The following is a 14,849-nucleotide window of genomic DNA, read 5'->3' on the forward strand; positions in this document are numbered from 1 at the left end:
GCCCTCGTCGTCACCCCTCCGCGACGCTCGCTAGCAGCGTGCCGAGGCCGAAGACGGTGGCGGCGGGGTCGAGGCTGAGGCGCGGGGCTATGGCGGCGGTCTCGCGGGCCTGGTCGTAGGCGGCGAGCGCTCGGGCTCGCCGGGCACCGTCAGAGCGGCGCGCCTCGGCGGCGATCAGCGGCGGCACGATGTCGAGAAAGGCGGTGTAGCGGGGACGTGCGGCCTTGAGGGCAAGCGCGGAAGCGAGCCGCGCGCGGCGGCTGTTGTCGGGATCGCCGCGCCCGAGGATGGCAAGCGCCTCGTCGGCGAGCGGGGCGAGGTCGAGCTCGGCAAAGGCGAGCGCGCGGTCGGCCGAGCCGGCGGCGAGTGCGACCAGCTTGGCGCGGGCGGCTTCGGTGAGGTCGGGCTGGCGCTCGCGCAGGATGGTGTCGAGGCTGGCCTCGTCGAGGGTCGCGAAGTCGAGCCGGCGGCAGCGCGAGCGGATCGTCGGGAGGAGCCGTCCGGGGACGTGGCTTACCAGCAACAACAGGCACTTGGCCGGCGGTTCTTCGAGCAGTTTCAGAAGCGACTGCTGCGCCTGCGGCTCGAGGTCGTCCATACAGTCGATGATCGCCACGCGCCAGTCGCTGAGCGCGGGCGCGCTCTGGAACAGCGCCTGCAATTTGCGGATCTGGTCGATGACGATACCGCGGCGAAGTTCGCCCTTGTTGGCGCCCGTTTCGTGGGCCTCACGCTGGACGAGGCGGAAGTCGGGATGGCTGCCGGCCTCGATCAGCCGGGCGATGCGGTGGTCGGGCGGCACCTCGAGGCCGGGCAGGTCGATGCGGGGGCCGGCGGCGTCGGCAAGGACGCGCAGCGCAGCGGCGCGGGCGAAGCTCCCCTTCCCCACTCCCTTGGGGCCGGCGAGCAGCCACGCGTGGTGCAATTGCCCGCTGTCCCAGGCCGCGCGGAAGGCCGCGACCGCGCGGTCCTGGCCGAGGAGGGTCACGCCAGATCCTCGAGCGCGGCGAGGAGGCGGTCGGTGACTTCCGCCGGGCTGCCCGAGGCGTCGATCAGGCGGACGCGGTCGGGCTCGCTCGCGGCAATCGACCGGAAGGCGTCCTCGACCGCGCGATGATAGGAGGCCGGGCGTCCGCCGATCCGGTCGCTCGCCCCGCCGTCGCGGTGGAGCGCACGCTCGGCGCCATGGGAATGGACGAGGAGCAGGGTGCGGTCGGGCAGGCAGTCGGCGATCCCGAACAGGTTGATGGCGCGCACCTCCTCGATGCCGAGGCCCCCTGCCCCGCCCTGGTAGGCGAGGCTCGAATCGAGAAAGCGGTCGCACAGCACCCAGTGCCCAAGGGCGAGCGCGGGCCGGACAACCTTGTCGACATGGTCGGTGCGCGCGGCGGCGAACAGCAGGGCTTCGGCGGGCGCGCTCCAGCGCTCCTCGCCGCCCTCGAGGAGGAGGCCGCGAATTGCCTCGGCGCCCTCGCTCCCGCCCGGCTCACGAGTGGTGACGACGGTCTTGCCGCGGGCGCGCAGCGCCTCGGCGAGCGCGGCGAGCTGGGTGGTCTTGCCGACCCCCTCCCCGCCTTCGAGCGTGATGAAGCGGCCGGTGGCCAAGGCGGTTACGCCATCCCCACGAGCTGCTTGAGGCCGAGCCACAGTCGGCCGAAGAAGCCGGCTTCCTCGACCGCTTCGCCGGCCACCAGCGGCATGCGCTGGACGGTGCCGTCGGGGGTGGTGACGATCAGCTCGGCAACCTGCGCGCCCTTGGCGATCGGGGCCTTGAGCGGCCCGTTGTAGGCGATCTTGAGCTTGGGCTCCCCGCCCACCGCGCCGGCGGGATAGGTGACCGCGATCGCACGCTGCGCGACCAGGGGCACGGTGGCGGCGCTGCCGAGCTGGACCTCGGCCGAGCCGACCGCCGCATTGGCGGCGTAGAGCGGCTTCGACTGCCAGGCGTTGAAGCCCCAGTTCATAAGCTTGACCGATTCCTCGATCCGGCTGTTGAAGCTCGGCAGGCCGGCCATGACCATGATCAGGCGGCGGCCATTCTGTTCGGCCGAGCCGGTGAAGCCATAGCCCGCTTCCTCGGTGTGGCCGGTCTTGAGGCCGTCTGCGCCGGGCACCTTGCCGAGGATCGGGTTGCGGTTGGCCTGCGTGATGTCCTGCCCCGAGCCCAACGTCTTGCCCCAGGTGAAGGAGGGCTGCCCGTAGAACTGCTTGTAGAGCTTGGGGTGACGCTCGATCGAGGCGCGGGCGAGCTTGGCGAGGTCGCGCGCGGTGACCACCGTGCAGCCCTCGTCGGGCCAGCCGTTCGAGTTGCAAAAGCGGCTGCCGGTCATGCCGAGCTTCTTGGCGAGCGCGTTCATCTGGGTCGCGAAGGCCTGCTCGGTCCCGCCGATGCACTCGGCGACCACGACCGAGGCGTCATTGCCCGACAAAGTGACGATGCCGTGGAGGAGGTTCTCGAGGCTGACCTGCTCGTTGGGCGAGAGGAACATGGTCGAACCCGCCGCGGGCCCGTGCCACTTCTGCCAGGTCGCGGGCTGGACGGTGCACGTCTTGGACAGCGCGAGCTTCCCGCTATCGATCAGCTCGAAGGCCACCTCGGTGGTCATCATCTTCGCCATCGACGCCGGCGGCATGGGCGTGTCGGCGCCCTTGTTCAGAAGCTCCGCGCCCGAGGACAGGTCGAGGAGATAGGCGACGCGCGCCGGGGTCTCGAACGGCGGCGCGGCGGCGGGCGCGGCGATGGTGCTGGTGAGCGCGGTGGCGGCGACGAGGGTGCGGAGGCGATTCATATGTCTCTCGTACCCAAGCCTACCCTTCCCGTCATCCCGGGCCTGACCCGGGATCTGCCTTTTATTCAACGGTTGTGACGAAGGCAGGCGGACCCCGGATCAAGTCCGGGGTGACGTCAGGGGAGCTCAGCCGCCCGCCGCGATGCGATCCGCGAGAAGACCGACCGACAGCGCGTAGAAATTCGAGCAATTATAGTCGAGGATCGCTCGATAGTTGGTCGAGAGGAGATAGGCGGTGCGGCCCGGTCCGTCGGGTTCGAGCAGGGTCGCGAGCTCGGTCTCGGGGAGCGATTGGCCCTGCGGCTGGATACCAAGGGCACGCCATTCGCGCATCGTCATCCAGCGGCTGTGGCGCTTGAACACCTGCGGGCAGCGCGGCGCGTTGAGGCTGGTGCGCAGTGCGGTGCGGTTTAGCGTCGCGGGGACGTTGACCGGCACGCCCCAGTGGACCCCCGGCTTCCATCCGGCGTCGCGAAGATAGGCGGCGATCGAGGCGAGGCCGTCGAGTTCGCTTCCCCAGATGTTGGCGCGGCCGTCGCCATCGCCGTCGGTCGCGAGCCGGAGCACGTTCGAGGGCATGAACTGCGGATAGCCGGTGGCGCCGGCCCAGCTGCCCTTCAGGCGCTCTCGCGGAGTGCCGCCGTCGAGGAGCTTCAATGCCGCGACAAACTCTTCCTCGAAAAAGGCGCGGCGGCGGCCTTCGTAGGCCAGAGTCGCGAGGACATCGAGGAGGTCGAACCCGCCGGTCACGCGGCCGTAGCTCGTCTCGTGGCCGAAGATCGCCATCAGCACCTGCGGCTCGACCCCGAAGCGGCTTTCGAGCCAGGCGAGCTGCGGACGGTAGGAACGAAAACGCGCCGCGCCGCGGTTGATGAGGTCGGGGGTGACGTGCTCGGCCTTGTAGGGCGCGAAGGGCGGAATGTAGCTGCTGTTGGGCGGACCGCCGGGCTGCTGGCGATCGAGCGCGATCACCCGGGCGTTCTGGCGGAGGTAGGGAACGGTCGCGGCGACCGTCGCCTCGCGCACCCCAGCGGCGCGGGCGGCGGCGGCCAGACGCGCCTTGTAGCCCTCGAAGCCGGTGCCGGTGACAGCGGTCGGGACGGCGGCGGGCTGGACGGGGACGAGCGGCTCGGCGCGGACGATTGTCGGAGTCGGCACCGGAGTCGGGGTCGGCGCGGGCGTCGGCTTGGGCTTGTCGGGCAAGGGCGCGAGCGGGTCGATTTCCTGCCGGGCGCTCGCCGGCGTCAGGGCGATCGCCGCGAGGCACAGGCATGAACTGGTCCACCGAAACGCCACTTGCCTGTAGTCCCTCCCACGCATGTCCTACCCAACGCTTGGGCCGGCTCCTCGTTCAGGTGCCTTGCGTCAAGCCGCGCCCAAGGTCTAGGCGGGCCAAGCTGAACGGACGCCGACGCGCCGCTCAGCCGGGATGGGTGGCCGAGTGGTTTAAGGCAGCGGTCTTGAAAACCGCCGTGCGGGGAACCGTACCGTGGGTTCGAATCCCACCCCATCCGCCAGCGTCGCTTGCGACCGGACAGCAAGAAGGGGTGCCGGCTCGCCGACACCCCTTCCCTCGCTTCAAAGGCCAAGCCTAGAGCAGGATGTCGCTCACACCGATGGTGAACATGCCGCTGTCGACGGTGAAGTCAGCGATGCCGTCGCCGTTCACGTCCCCGGCGATGTAGTGGTTGCCATGATCGGTATATGACCTGACCTCGCCCGCGACGCCGGAAAAGGCCTTGTCGCCGATCCAGCTCATTGCCTGGTCGTTCGCCGCGGCGCTCGGATCGAAGGTGCGCAGGTCGAGCTTGTCCTTGCCGGTCTCGAAGTCGAGGATCTTGTCGATCCCGCCGGTGTCGGCGATGACGAAGCGGTCGCTGCCAGCACCGCCGATCAGCGTGTCGTTACCCTTGCCGCCGTTGAGGACGTCGTTGCCGGCGCCAGCGTCGAGCCGATTGGCGACGTCATTGCCGAGCAGCGCGTCGTTGCCCGCGCCGGTCCGGCCATTCTCGATGATCGTGTTGTAGGCGATGCCGATGTTGTCCGACAGGAAGCCTGGATTTCCGGTCAGCAGCCCGTCGTAGAGCGCGTTCCATTGTGCCTGCGTCAGGCTGATGCCGAGCGCCTTGTCGAGCGCGACCTTGTCACCATAGCTGTAGCCGGAGCTGAAGGCACCGGGGCGCAGGTCGAGCGTGATGCGGCCGCCGGTGAAGCCCGACAGGTCGAGCGTGTCGTTGCCGCCTGCATCGTAGATCGACAGGAACGGGTTCTTGTTCTGGGAGAAATCGTAGACCGAGCGGTCGGCGGTCGAGTTGAAGCCGTAGACCGTGTCGCCGGTGCGGGTGGTGAGGTCGGCGCCATACATGGCCTGGACCGCGGCTATGTCGTGCACCATCGGGGTCTGCGGGGTCTGGAAATAGCCGCCGGTGGCCCAGTTCACATAGCCGAAGGCGCCCGAATAAGCGTGGCTGAAGTAGGACATGATCGAGAACTGATAGGTGTCCTGGAAGAATTCGGCATCGTTCCCGTAGGTGATCGGATCGGGCACGCCGTCCCCGTTGGTATCGTCCGAGGCGTTGTAGTCGCCGGTGTGGCTGAGCCCGATCGTGTGGCCGAGTTCATGGACCAGCGTGGTCTGGCCGTAGCCGCCATTGGCGAGGTCGAAGTTGCTGCCCTCGTCCTGGTTGACGAAGATGTCGCCCTGGATCTTGTTATATTTGCCCGAGCCGCCGTTGAGGAACGGCGTGAACGCCGAGGCCTGGCCCGGCCCCGTGTTGGTGTTCATGAACAGGATATCGGCGGCGCCGGCGCCATTCTTCTCGACGAAGCGCGGCGCGATGAGATCGTCCCACAGGACGAGCGCGGCCTTGGCGGCGTCACGCTGCGCGGCGGTGAAAGGCATGAAACCTTCGACCGTGCCGCCGAGATAGGCTTCCTTGGGGCTGTTGTAGAGGCCGGTGGGTGCCTTATCGAGGAAGGAATAAGTGATCTGGCCGTTGGGACCGACGTCCCAGATGGCGCCGGTGCGATTGAGATTCTGGACCGCCTGGTCGAGCGTCAGAACGGTCTTGCCGTTGCTCGCTACGCCACTTGCCGTCGGCGCGATGTAGCGGATCCCATCGGTCCCCGGAATGGCTGTGGTGACGATCGACGGATCCTGCAGGTTATTGATACGCAATGCGATTTCCCCTCCGGTGACTCGGCCGAGCGCGGCTCGAAGCGGGGAGACAATAGGCCCGGCGGAGCGGGGTCAAGCAAAAAGCTTAACCAATTTTAACTTTTTCGACGAGCGACCCATCGCTGCGGTGAACCGCTCCTGCTGGCCTCGCGCGTCCGACCGTCCTATAGGCACGCCCATGCTGAAAACGCCCGATCCCGCCCTCGCCCACGAACCCCGCCTGCTTCCCTTCGATGCCCTCGATCCGCTCGGGCTCGAGGAGCAACTGACCGACGAGGAGCGGCTCGTCCGCGACACCGCCGAAGGTTATGCGCAGGAGAAGCTCCAGCCGCGCGCGACCGAGGCGTTCCTCAACGAGGACTTCGACCGCGAGATCCTCCGCGAGATGGGGCAGCTCGGCCTGCTCGGTCCGACCATCCCGCAGCAATATGGCGGCGCGGGCCTCGGCTATGTCGCCTACGGCCTCATCGCCCGCGCGATGGACCGGGTCGACAGCGGCTATCGCTCGGCGATGAGCGTCCAGAGCTCGCTCGTCATGTATCCGATCTTCGCCTACGGCTCGGAAGAGCAGCGCATGAAGTATCTGCCGGGTCTCGCCGCGGGTGAGCTGGTCGGCTGCTTCGGCCTGACCGAGCCCGACGCCGGCTCGGATCCCGGCGGCATGCGCACGCGCGCCGAAAAGACCGACACGGGCTACAAGATCAGCGGCGCCAAGATGTGGATCACCAACGCGCCGATCGCCGACGTGTTCGTGATCTGGGCCAAGTCCGACGCGCATGGCGGCAAGATCCGCGGCTTCGTCCTCGAAAAGGGCATGGCCGGTCTGTCGGCGCCCAAGATCACGCAGAAGTTGTCGATGCGTGCCTCGATCACCGGCGAAGTGGTGATGGACGGGGTCGAGGTCGGCGAGGACGCGCTGCTGCCCAACGTCGAGGGGCTGAAGGGGCCGTTCGGCTGCTTGAACCGCGCCCGCTACGGGATCGGCTGGGGCGCGATGGGCGCGGCGGAATTCTGCTACGAGGCGGCGCGTCGCTACACGCTCGACCGGCACCAGTTCGATCGGCCGCTGGCCGCAAACCAGCTGGTGCAGCTCAAGCTCGCCAACATGGTCACCGAGATCGCGCTCGGCCTTCAGGCGGCGCTGCGCGTCGGCCGGCGGCTCGAGGCGGGCGAGCTCATCCCCGAGACGATCAGCCTGATCAAGCGCAACAATGTCGGCAAGGCGCTCGACATCGCCCGGGTCGCCCGCGACATGCACGGCGGCAACGGGATCAGCGCCGAATATCAAGTGATCCGCCACCTGCTGAACCTCGAGACGGTCAACACCTACGAGGGCACGCACGACGTCCACGCGCTGATCCTCGGCCGCGCGATCACCGGCATCAGCGCTTTCTAGGCCACAACGAAAAAGGGCGGCTCGATCGAGCCGCCCTTTCCGTTTCCCGTGAGGGGTCGCCTTACGAAGGCTGGCCGTCCCCGCTGCCCATGCCGAGCTGCTCCATGTCGGCCGCGTCGGGACGCTTGTCGAACACGGCGTCGATCAGGCCGAAGGCCTTGGCTTCGTCGGCCTCGAGGAAGCTGTCGCGGTCCATCGCCTTCTCGATGTCGGCGAGGTCCTTGCCGGTGTACTTCGCATAGAGCGAGTTCAAGCGGGTGCGCATGCGCAGGATTTCGCGCGCCTGGATCTCGATGTCCGACGCCATGCCCTGTGCGCCGCCCGAGGGCTGGTGGACCATGATCCGGCTGTTGGTCAGCGCGACGCGCATGCCCGGCTCGCCCGCGGCGAGGAGGAAGCTGCCCATCGAGGCGGCCTGGCCGATGCAGACGGTGCCGACGCGCGGGCGGATGTACTGCATGGTGTCGTGGATCGCGAGACCGCTGGTGACCACGCCGCCAGGGCTGTTGATGTACATGAAGATGTCCTTCTTCGGGTTCTCGGACTCGAGGAAGAGCAGCTGGGCGACGATCAGCGAGGACATGTGATCCTCGATCGGGCCGGTGATGAAGACGATGCGCTCGCGCAGCAGCCGCGAATAGATGTCGAAGCTGCGCTCGCCCCGGTTCGATTGCTCGATGACGATGGGAACGAGGCCGGAAACGATGTCCTGATGATCGGGCAAGTGACTTATCCTGTCGTTACGTGTGGTGACTACATCGGCGGGTGAGCGGCCAAGTTCAAGGCCGCACCTGCCCGGCCCCGCGCACCACATATTTGAAGCTGGTGAGCTGCTCGGGACCGACCGGACCGCGGGCATGGAGCTTGCCCGTCGCGATGCCGATCTCGGCCCCGAAGCCGAACTCGCCGCCGTCGGCGAATTGGGTCGAGGCGTTCCACAGGACGATCGCGCTGTCGACCTGGCCAAGGAAGGCTTCGGCGGTCGCGGCATCTTGCGTGACGATCGCTTCGGTATGGCCGGTGCCGTAGCGCGCGATGTGCGAGGCGGCTTCTTTCCAGTCGGTTACGGTACGGATGCTGAGAACCGGCGCGAGATATTCGGTGCGCCAATCCGCTTCGTGGGCGGGAAGCATCGGGACGATCGCCGCAGCTTCCGCATCGCCCCGCAATTCGCAGCCATCGAGGGCCTCGGCGATTCCTGCGAGCATCGGCAAGGCGGCGCGGTCGATGAGCAGGGTCTCGGTTGCGCCACAGATCGAGACGCGGCGAAGCTTGGCGTTGGCGACGATCGCCGCGGCCATGGCGGGATCGGCGGCGGCGTGAACATAGGTGTGGCAGACACCCTCGAGGTGACCGAGGACGGGCACGCGCGCCTCGGCCTGGACTCGCTCGACGAGGCTTCGTCCGCCGCGCGGAATGACGAGGTCGAGGGTTCCGCCGAGCCCCGACAACAAAGCCCCGACGGCGGCACGGTCGGCGGTGGGGACGATCTGGACGGCCGACGGGGGCAGCCCGGCCTGCTCAAGCCCCTGCGCCAGCGCGGCATGGATGGCGGTGCTGCTCGCGAAGCAGTCGGAGCCTGGGCGAAGGATCACGGCGTTACCCGAGCGCACGCAGATGGCGGCGGCGTCGGCAGTGACGTTGGGCCGCGCCTCGTAGATCATGCCGATGACGCCGATGGGCGTGCGGACCCGAGCGATGTCGAGGCCGTTGGGGCGCTGCCAGCGGGCGATTTCGGTGCCGAGCGGATCGGGCAGCGCCGCGACCTGGTCGAGCCCGGCGGCGATCGCTTCCACGCGGGGCTCGTCGAGCATCAGCCGGTCATGGTGGCGGGTCGCGGCGGCGAGGTCGGCGGCGTTGGCCTTGAGGATCGCAGCGGCGTGCGCGCGGATCGCGTCGGCCATGGAGCGGATGGCGGCAGTGCGCCGGTCGGCGCTGGCGTCGCGCAGGGCCCCGGCGCCGTCGCGGGCGGCCTCTCCAATTGCCAGCATGGTCTCGTCGAGGGTCATCGCAGCACCATATCGTCGCGGTGGATGAGCGCGTCACCCCGCGAATAGCCGAGCCGGTCGGCGATTTCACGGCCTCGCGCCCCGATGAGCCGGGCGGCTTCCCCGGCATCGTAGCGGCTGAGGCCGCGCGCGACTTCGCCGTCGGGGCCGAGCACCGCCACGCAGTCCCCGCGGGCGAAGGCGCCGTCGATCGCGGTCACGCCCGCCGGAAGCAGGCTGCCGCCCCGGACCAGCGCCTCGGCCGCGCCTGCATCGATCCGGACGCTGCCGACCGGGGCGAGGGTCCCCGCGATCCATGCCTTGTAGGCGCGGGCGGGATTGCCCTCGGCAGCGACGCGCGTGCGGCGCGCGTCGCCCGAGAGCAGGCGTGCAAGCGGGCGCTCCCCTGCCCCGCTGCCGATCAGTGTGACGCAGCCCGCGGCAGCGGCGATCCGCGCGGCCTCGAGCTTGGTGCGCATGCCGCCGGTGCCGACCCCGTCGGCTGCCGCGCCCCCGGCGAGCGCGAGGATCGCCGGGGTGATCGCCGCCACCTCGGCGAGATGCTCGGCCTGCGGGTCGGTGCGGGGATCGGCGGTGTGAAGCCCGTCGACGTCGCTGAGCAGGACGAGGCAGTCGGCGCCGGCAAGCTGGGCGACGCGGGCCGACAGCCGATCATTGTCCCCGACGCGCAGCTCGGCCGTAGCGGTCGAATCATTCTCGTTGATGACCGGCAGCGCGCCCGTCTTGAGCAGCGCCTCGATCGTGCCGCGGGCGTTCAGGGAGGCGCGGCGGTCCTCGGTGTCGTTGGCGGTGAGCAGCAATTGCGCGGTGACGATGCCGTGGGCGGCAAAGGCCTCGTCCCAGGCGCGCATCAGGAGCGGCTGCCCGGCGGCGGCGGCGGCCTGCTTGAGGTCGAGGCGAGGCGAGCGCGGCAGGCCGAGGCGCGTTCGCCCGAGTGCCACCGCGCCCGAGCTGACGAGGATGACTTCGGTGCCTGATGAGCGCAGCTCGGCCGCATCGCTGGCAAGGCCCGCAAGGAAAGCGGCGCGCACCCCCTCCCCGCCCGTCACCAGCGCGGAGCCGAGCTTGACCACCAGCCGCCGGGCGGGCGGCCGCGCCATCAGCCGTTCGCGCCCGGCGCGGGGTGCGAGAGGTAGGCGAGCCGGCGGATCTCGCGGCGGCCGTGGGTGACCGTGTCGAGAATGAGCCCTGCGAGGAACGACAGCACCGCGACGATCACCATGCCCGTGACGAGGATCGCGGTCGGCACGCGCGGCACGAGCCCCGTGTCGAGGTAGGTCAGCACCAGCGGCACCGACAGCAGGATCGCCGCGACGAGCAGGATCGTGCCCGCGACGCCGAAGAACAGAGCCGGGCGCTCGGTCCGGAAGAGGTTGAGCATCACCTTCAGGATCCGCCAGCCATCGCGATAGGTCGAGAGTTTCGACGCGCTTCCCTCGGGCCGGGCGCCGTAGCGCGTGACGACTTCGCCGACCGGCATCCGGAGCTCGAGCGCGTGAATGCTCATCTCGGTCTCGATCTCGAAACCGGCGGAAAGCACCGGGAAGCTCTTCACGAAGCGTCGCGAAAACACCCGGTAACCACTGAAGATGTCGGTGAAACTGCGCCCGAACAGGCTTGAGAGAAGGCCCGTGAAGATGCGGTTGCCGAGGACATGGCCGCCGCGATAAGCCTCTTTCTCCTCGTGCTGGCGGGTGCCCACCACCATGTCGAGCTGGTCGGCGAGCAGGAGGTCGACCATCGCCGGCGCGCTTTGCGGATCATAGGTCAGGTCGCCGTCGGCCATGACATAGACGTCGGCCTCGATGTCGGCGAACATCCGGCGGACGACATGGCCCTTGCCCTGCTGCCGCTCGGTCCGGACGACCGCGCCCGCGGCGCTGGCCGCGGCCACGGTGCCGTCGGCGCTATTGTTGTCGTAGACGTAGACGGTGGCGTCGGGGAGCGCGGCGCGGAAGCCGGCGACCGTCTGCGCGATCGCCGCTTCCTCGTTGTAGCAGGGCAGCAGCACGGCGATGCGTGGCTGGTCTTGCTTGGTCACTGGCGCACCCCCGCGAACGTCATCCCGGCCTCAAGCCGGGATCCACCTTGTTCTGAAGGCAGGTGGACCCCGGGTCCAGCCCGGGGTGACGACAGTCTCAGGCCGAGGCCTTCTTCGCCTTCTTGGCAGGCGCCTTGGCCGGAGCGGCGTCCTTGACCGGCTCGGCCGGGGTCGGCTCGGCCGACTCGTCCTCGACCGCGCCCTTGGCGGGCTTGGCAGCCTTCTTCTTGGCCGCGGGCTTCACCTCGTCAGCCGTCGCGGCGGCTTCGGCGGCGGGCGCCTCGTCGGTCGCGGCAGCGGCCTTCTTGCCCTTGGCGGCGGCCTTCTTGGCGGGCTTGGCCTCGTGCGCGTGGTCGTGGCCGCAGCCCGGACCGTGGACATGGCCTTCCTCGGTCTCGAGGTCGGCCTCGATCTCGGCGCGGGTCGCGGCGCGATCGGTGACTTCGGCCTTGGTGAAGAGGAAGTCGACGACCTTGTCCTCATAGAGCGGGGCGCGCAGCTGGGCGGCGGCCATCGGCTCCTGCTGGATGTACTGGATGAAGCGCTCGCGGTCGGCCGGCTGATATTGCTGCGCGGCCTGGGCGATAAGGCGGTTCATCTCCTGGTTGGTGACCTCGATGCCGTTGGCGGCGCCGATTTCCGACAGGAGCAGGCCGAGGCGGACGCGACGCTCGGCGATCTTGCGGTAATCGTCCTTGTCCTTCTCGATCTCGGCCTTGGCGGCTTCGGGATCTTCCTCGTGGCTCGCCTCATGCTCGAGCTGCGCCATGATGTTGGCGAACTCGGCCTCGACCATCGACGGCGGAACGTCGAAGTCGTGCGCGGCGGCGAGCTGATCGAGCAGGCGGCGCTTCATGTGGGTGCGGGTGAGGCCGTTGAGTTCCTGCGTCTGCTGGTCGCGGAGCAGGCCCTTCAACTGGTCGAGGCTCTGGAGGCCGAGGGTCTTGGCGAAGTCGTCGTCGATCACGGTCTCGCCGGCGGTCTTCACCGCGGTGACCTTGACGTCGAAGGTCACCGGCTTGCCCTTGAGGTTCTCGGCCGGATAGTCGTCGGGGAAGGTGACGTTGAGCGTCCGCTCCTCGCCGACCTTGGCGCCGATGAGCTGGTCCTCGAAGCCCGGAATGAGCGTGCCCGAGCCGATCTCGACCGCCATATCGGTGCCGGTGCCGCCCTCGAAGGCAACGCCGTCGGCGGTCTTGCCGACGAAGTCGATCACGACCTGGTCGCCGGTCTCGGCCTTCTTGCCCTTCTTGGCGTCTTCAAAGCGCTTGCTGTTCTTGGCGAACTGCTCGACCTGGGCGTCGACCGCGCTCTCGTCGGCTTCGGCGGTCAGGCGCTCGAGCTTGAGGCCGTCGATCTTGGGCGCGGGGATTTCGGGCAGGGTCTCGAGACGGACGGTGACCTCGGCGTCCTTGCCGGGCTCATAGCCGTCCTTGAGTTCGATCGCGGGCTGCATCGCCGGGCGGAGCTGCTTCTCGCCGAGCAGCTGCTGGATGCCCTGCTGGATGGTGGTCTGGAGCGCTTCCTGGTGGAGCGATTCACCGTGCATCTTGCGGATGAGGTTGGCCGGCACCTTGCCGGGGCGGAAGCCGGGCATCTTGATCTGCGGGGCGATGCGCTTGACCTCGTCACCGATCCGGGCGTCGATCTCGGCTGCCGTGAAGGTCAGCGTGTAGGCCCGCTTCAGGCCTTCGTTCTCGATCTCGACGCTCTGCATGGGATGGGACTTTCCGGAAGTATCTGTTGACGACGTAGGACGGATTGCTCTTGCGCCTGGCGGAGCTGGTGCGGGCGAAGGGACTCGAACCCCCACATCTTGCGATACTGGTACCTAAAACCAGCGCGTCTACCAATTCCGCCACGCCCGCGTGAGCGTTCAGGGGCGGCCCTATAGCAGCCTCGGGCCAAGGGGCAAGCGGCGCGGGTGGACCCGTGCGCGGCTTCGGTTCGTTGACCGGCCATGGAACAGCTTCCCCCCTTCCCGAACGACGCCCCCCAGGGCGCCAGCGTCCCCCCCGAAGAGCCCGCGCAGCCGAGCCAGCCCGGCCAGCCGAGCGAGACCCCGCAGGAGGCCCCGCCGGCCCAGGCCCCGGTCGACGTCCCGTCGCCCGCCAGCCCCGGCAACGACCCCAGCCCGACCCCGATCTCGCCGGTCAGCTAAGCCCGTTCACGCCCTGGCGGCTTGGCCGATCACCCGATCGATCGCCGCCTCGGCAACCCAGCCGATGACCGCTCCGGCGACGATGTCGCTCGCATAATGATGCGCGCGCACGACCTGGAAGGCGCCAGTCGCGCCTGCCAGCACCAGCGCGCCGCTCGCCACGCCGGGATAATCCCGGCCGACCGCGCGGGCCACCGCGATCGCGCCGGCGGCATGGCCCGAGGGAAAGCTGTTGAAGTCCTTTTCATGCCGCTCGCCCTCGCGCAGCACATAGTTGCCGCGCCGCGCGGCTGCTTCGGGCCGGGTGCGATCAACGAGCTTCTTGATGACGCCGCGAAGGGCGGTCGCGAGGAGATGCGCGGCGAGAATCCGCGTGCCCGCGCGCCAGGTCGGCCCGTCGCGGAGCACCAGCCCGACGCCGAGCACGCCCGCCGCCGCGGCATAGAGCGGTTCCTGGTCGCTGAGGTCGGTCGCCGCGCCGATCAGCCGGACGGACAAGCGCCGCGATTGCGGAACGGTCGTCTCGGCGATGGCGAGGTCGACGCGCTCGGTCGGACTGTCCGACTGGACGTGCGGAAAGCTTGGCTTTTCTGTCATCCGCTCCCAACAGCCAAGGAACGGCGAACGTTGCCCTTTTACTTTCGCCGCACCGCCGAGCGCACCATGGCCTCGAAGTCGGGGAGCACCTGCGCATAATAATGCGAGCGGGCGGCATCGACCATCATGAGATAGAGCTTGCCGTCGATCACCGCGCCGACCGCCCGGCCCTTGCGCCATACCTCGTCGCCGTCGAGATGCTCGTAATCGAGCTGGAAGCCGTTCGACCCGAGGAACGGGCGCGGCGCGAGGCCTAGGGTCCGGAAATCGACCGAGCCGCCTTCGACCCGGTAGAGGGTCTCGATCAGGCTCGCGACCTCGGGTGCGGTCATGTCCGAGCGGAACTTCGGGACCTGGCGGTCGGCCTTATATTCCTGCCGGATGAGCCGCTTGTCGTTGGGCAGGCCGGCGATGAAGCTGATGGTGTCGAGATAGGGACCATTCAGCGTCCAGTCCTCGACCCAGCGGACGTCGTTGAAGACGCTGCGCTCGGTCCGGTTCCACTCGCGCGGCGCGGTGACCTGCATGGCGCCCGAGCCGACGGTGATCGGCTGGCCGGCACGGACGAGGGCATAGGGGCTGCCGAAACCGCCGGCACCGCCGCCGACGCTGCTGCAGGCGGACAGGCCGAGCGCGAGCGCGCTGGCGACGAGGAGGGAAGCACGGGTCATGGGCGGG

At 68.9% G+C, this 14,849-nt stretch carries 14 protein-coding genes and 2 tRNA genes; 3 read left to right on the forward strand and 13 right to left on the reverse strand.

What is annotated here, in order from left to right; all coding sequences use genetic code 11:
* Positions 1 to 10: 10 nt before the first annotated feature.
* The 4 genes from ABD693_RS11295 to ABD693_RS11310 all read right to left on the reverse strand — a co-directional run bounded on the left by ABD693_RS11295 (position 11) and on the right by ABD693_RS11310 (position 4,085).
* The gene (locus ABD693_RS11295; protein ID WP_344697170.1) at positions 11 to 988 is read right to left on the reverse strand and encodes an AAA family ATPase; all 978 of its coding nucleotides are present in this window, start codon (positions 986 to 988) and stop codon (positions 11 to 13) included.
* Entirely contained in the window at positions 985 to 1,605 is a 621-nt protein-coding gene (tmk, locus tag ABD693_RS11300; protein ID WP_344697171.1) for a dTMP kinase, read from the reverse strand. The genes ABD693_RS11295 and tmk overlap by 4 nt, the downstream gene beginning before the upstream one ends.
* 5 nt (positions 1,606 to 1,610) lie before the next feature.
* Positions 1,611 to 2,789, reverse strand: coding sequence for a D-alanyl-D-alanine carboxypeptidase family protein (locus ABD693_RS11305; RefSeq protein ID WP_344697172.1), 1,179 nt, complete (start codon positions 2,787 to 2,789; stop codon positions 1,611 to 1,613).
* Between the two features lie 126 nt (positions 2,790 to 2,915).
* Positions 2,916 to 4,085 carry a lytic murein transglycosylase gene (locus ABD693_RS11310; RefSeq protein ID WP_344697173.1) on the reverse strand — a complete coding sequence of 390 codons (1,170 nt, stop codon included), beginning with the start codon at positions 4,083 to 4,085 and terminating at the stop codon, positions 2,916 to 2,918.
* Positions 4,086 to 4,216: 131 nt separating this feature from the next.
* On the opposite strand from ABD693_RS11310, the gene ABD693_RS11315 reads away from it, so the two are divergent.
* Positions 4,217 to 4,306: transfer RNA gene (locus ABD693_RS11315), tRNA-Ser, on the forward strand.
* A 74-nt stretch (positions 4,307 to 4,380) separates the two neighbouring features.
* Here ABD693_RS11315 and ABD693_RS11320 read toward each other — a convergent pair.
* The gene (locus ABD693_RS11320; RefSeq protein ID WP_344697174.1) at positions 4,381 to 5,967 is read right to left on the reverse strand and encodes a M10 family metallopeptidase C-terminal domain-containing protein; all 1,587 of its coding nucleotides are present in this window, start codon (positions 5,965 to 5,967) and stop codon (positions 4,381 to 4,383) included.
* A gap of 178 nt (positions 5,968 to 6,145) precedes the next feature.
* On the opposite strand from ABD693_RS11320, the gene ABD693_RS11325 reads away from it, so the two are divergent.
* Positions 6,146 to 7,363 carry an acyl-CoA dehydrogenase gene (locus tag ABD693_RS11325; RefSeq protein WP_344697175.1) on the forward strand — a complete coding sequence of 406 codons (1,218 nt, stop codon included), beginning with the start codon at positions 6,146 to 6,148 and terminating at the stop codon, positions 7,361 to 7,363.
* A 61-nt stretch (positions 7,364 to 7,424) separates the two neighbouring features.
* Here ABD693_RS11325 and ABD693_RS11330 read toward each other — a convergent pair whose 3' ends face one another.
* The 6 genes from ABD693_RS11330 to ABD693_RS11355 all read right to left on the reverse strand — a co-directional run bounded on the left by ABD693_RS11330 (position 7,425) and on the right by ABD693_RS11355 (position 13,281).
* Positions 7,425 to 8,096, reverse strand: a complete 672-nt coding sequence (locus tag ABD693_RS11330; RefSeq protein WP_344697625.1) for an ATP-dependent Clp protease proteolytic subunit — start codon at positions 8,094 to 8,096, stop codon at positions 7,425 to 7,427.
* A 46-nt stretch (positions 8,097 to 8,142) separates the two neighbouring features.
* Positions 8,143 to 9,372, reverse strand: coding sequence for a glutamate-5-semialdehyde dehydrogenase (locus tag ABD693_RS11335; RefSeq protein ID WP_344697176.1), 1,230 nt, complete (start codon positions 9,370 to 9,372; stop codon positions 8,143 to 8,145).
* Positions 9,369 to 10,472: a glutamate 5-kinase gene (gene proB / locus ABD693_RS11340; RefSeq protein WP_344697177.1), complete on the reverse strand. Its 1,104-nt coding sequence runs from the start codon at positions 10,470 to 10,472 to the stop codon at positions 9,369 to 9,371. Before proB ends, ABD693_RS11335 begins: the two co-directional genes overlap by 4 nt.
* A complete protein-coding gene (locus tag ABD693_RS11345; RefSeq protein ID WP_344697178.1) occupies positions 10,472 to 11,413 on the reverse strand; it encodes a glycosyltransferase family 2 protein in 942 nt (313 codons plus the stop codon). The genes proB and ABD693_RS11345 overlap by 1 nt, the downstream gene beginning before the upstream one ends.
* A gap of 97 nt (positions 11,414 to 11,510) precedes the next feature.
* Entirely contained in the window at positions 11,511 to 13,130 is a 1,620-nt protein-coding gene (tig, locus tag ABD693_RS11350) for a trigger factor (protein WP_344697179.1), read from the reverse strand.
* Positions 13,131 to 13,196: 66 nt separating this feature from the next.
* Positions 13,197 to 13,281 (reverse strand) — tRNA-Leu (locus ABD693_RS11355).
* 92 nt (positions 13,282 to 13,373) lie between these two features.
* Between ABD693_RS11355 and ABD693_RS11360 the strand changes: the two genes are divergently transcribed.
* Entirely contained in the window at positions 13,374 to 13,574 is a 201-nt protein-coding gene (locus tag ABD693_RS11360) for a hypothetical protein (RefSeq protein ID WP_344697180.1), read from the forward strand.
* A gap of 6 nt (positions 13,575 to 13,580) precedes the next feature.
* Here the strand turns inward: ABD693_RS11360 and ABD693_RS11365 are convergent, their stop codons facing one another.
* Both ABD693_RS11365 and ABD693_RS11370 read right to left on the reverse strand, forming a co-directional pair.
* Positions 13,581 to 14,171 (reverse strand): phosphatase PAP2 family protein, encoded by a 591-nt coding sequence (locus ABD693_RS11365; protein ID WP_344697181.1) that lies wholly within the window; start codon positions 14,169 to 14,171, stop codon positions 13,581 to 13,583.
* Between the two features lie 38 nt (positions 14,172 to 14,209).
* On the reverse strand, positions 14,210 to 14,842 hold the full coding sequence (locus tag ABD693_RS11370) for a hypothetical protein (protein ID WP_344697182.1): 633 nt from the start codon (positions 14,840 to 14,842) through the stop codon (positions 14,210 to 14,212).
* Positions 14,843 to 14,849 lie beyond the last annotated feature (7 nt).

Origin of the sequence: Sphingomonas rosea, assembly GCF_039538065.1 — a bacterium.
Lineage (GTDB): Bacteria > Pseudomonadota > Alphaproteobacteria > Sphingomonadales > Sphingomonadaceae > Sphingomicrobium > Sphingomicrobium rosea.

Excerpts from the sequence above, each read along its gene's own strand:
- ABD693_RS11305 (WP_344697172.1), bottom strand. The coding sequence starts at position 2,789 with ATGAATCGCCTCCGCACCCTCGTCGCCGCCACCGCGCTCACCAGCACC.
- ABD693_RS11325 (WP_344697175.1), top strand. The coding sequence starts at position 6,146 with ATGCTGAAAACGCCCGATCCCGCCCTCGCCCACGAACCCCGCCTGCTT.
- ABD693_RS11335 (WP_344697176.1), bottom strand. The coding sequence starts at position 9,372 with ATGACCCTCGACGAGACCATGCTGGCAATTGGAGAGGCCGCCCGCGAC.
- proB (WP_344697177.1), bottom strand. The coding sequence starts at position 10,472 with ATGGCGCGGCCGCCCGCCCGGCGGCTGGTGGTCAAGCTCGGCTCCGCG.
- tig (WP_344697179.1), bottom strand. The coding sequence starts at position 13,130 with ATGCAGAGCGTCGAGATCGAGAACGAAGGCCTGAAGCGGGCCTACACG.
- ABD693_RS11360 (WP_344697180.1), top strand. The coding sequence starts at position 13,374 with ATGGAACAGCTTCCCCCCTTCCCGAACGACGCCCCCCAGGGCGCCAGC.
- ABD693_RS11365 (WP_344697181.1), bottom strand. The coding sequence starts at position 14,171 with ATGACAGAAAAGCCAAGCTTTCCGCACGTCCAGTCGGACAGTCCGACC.
- ABD693_RS11370 (WP_344697182.1), bottom strand. The coding sequence starts at position 14,842 with ATGACCCGTGCTTCCCTCCTCGTCGCCAGCGCGCTCGCGCTCGGCCTG.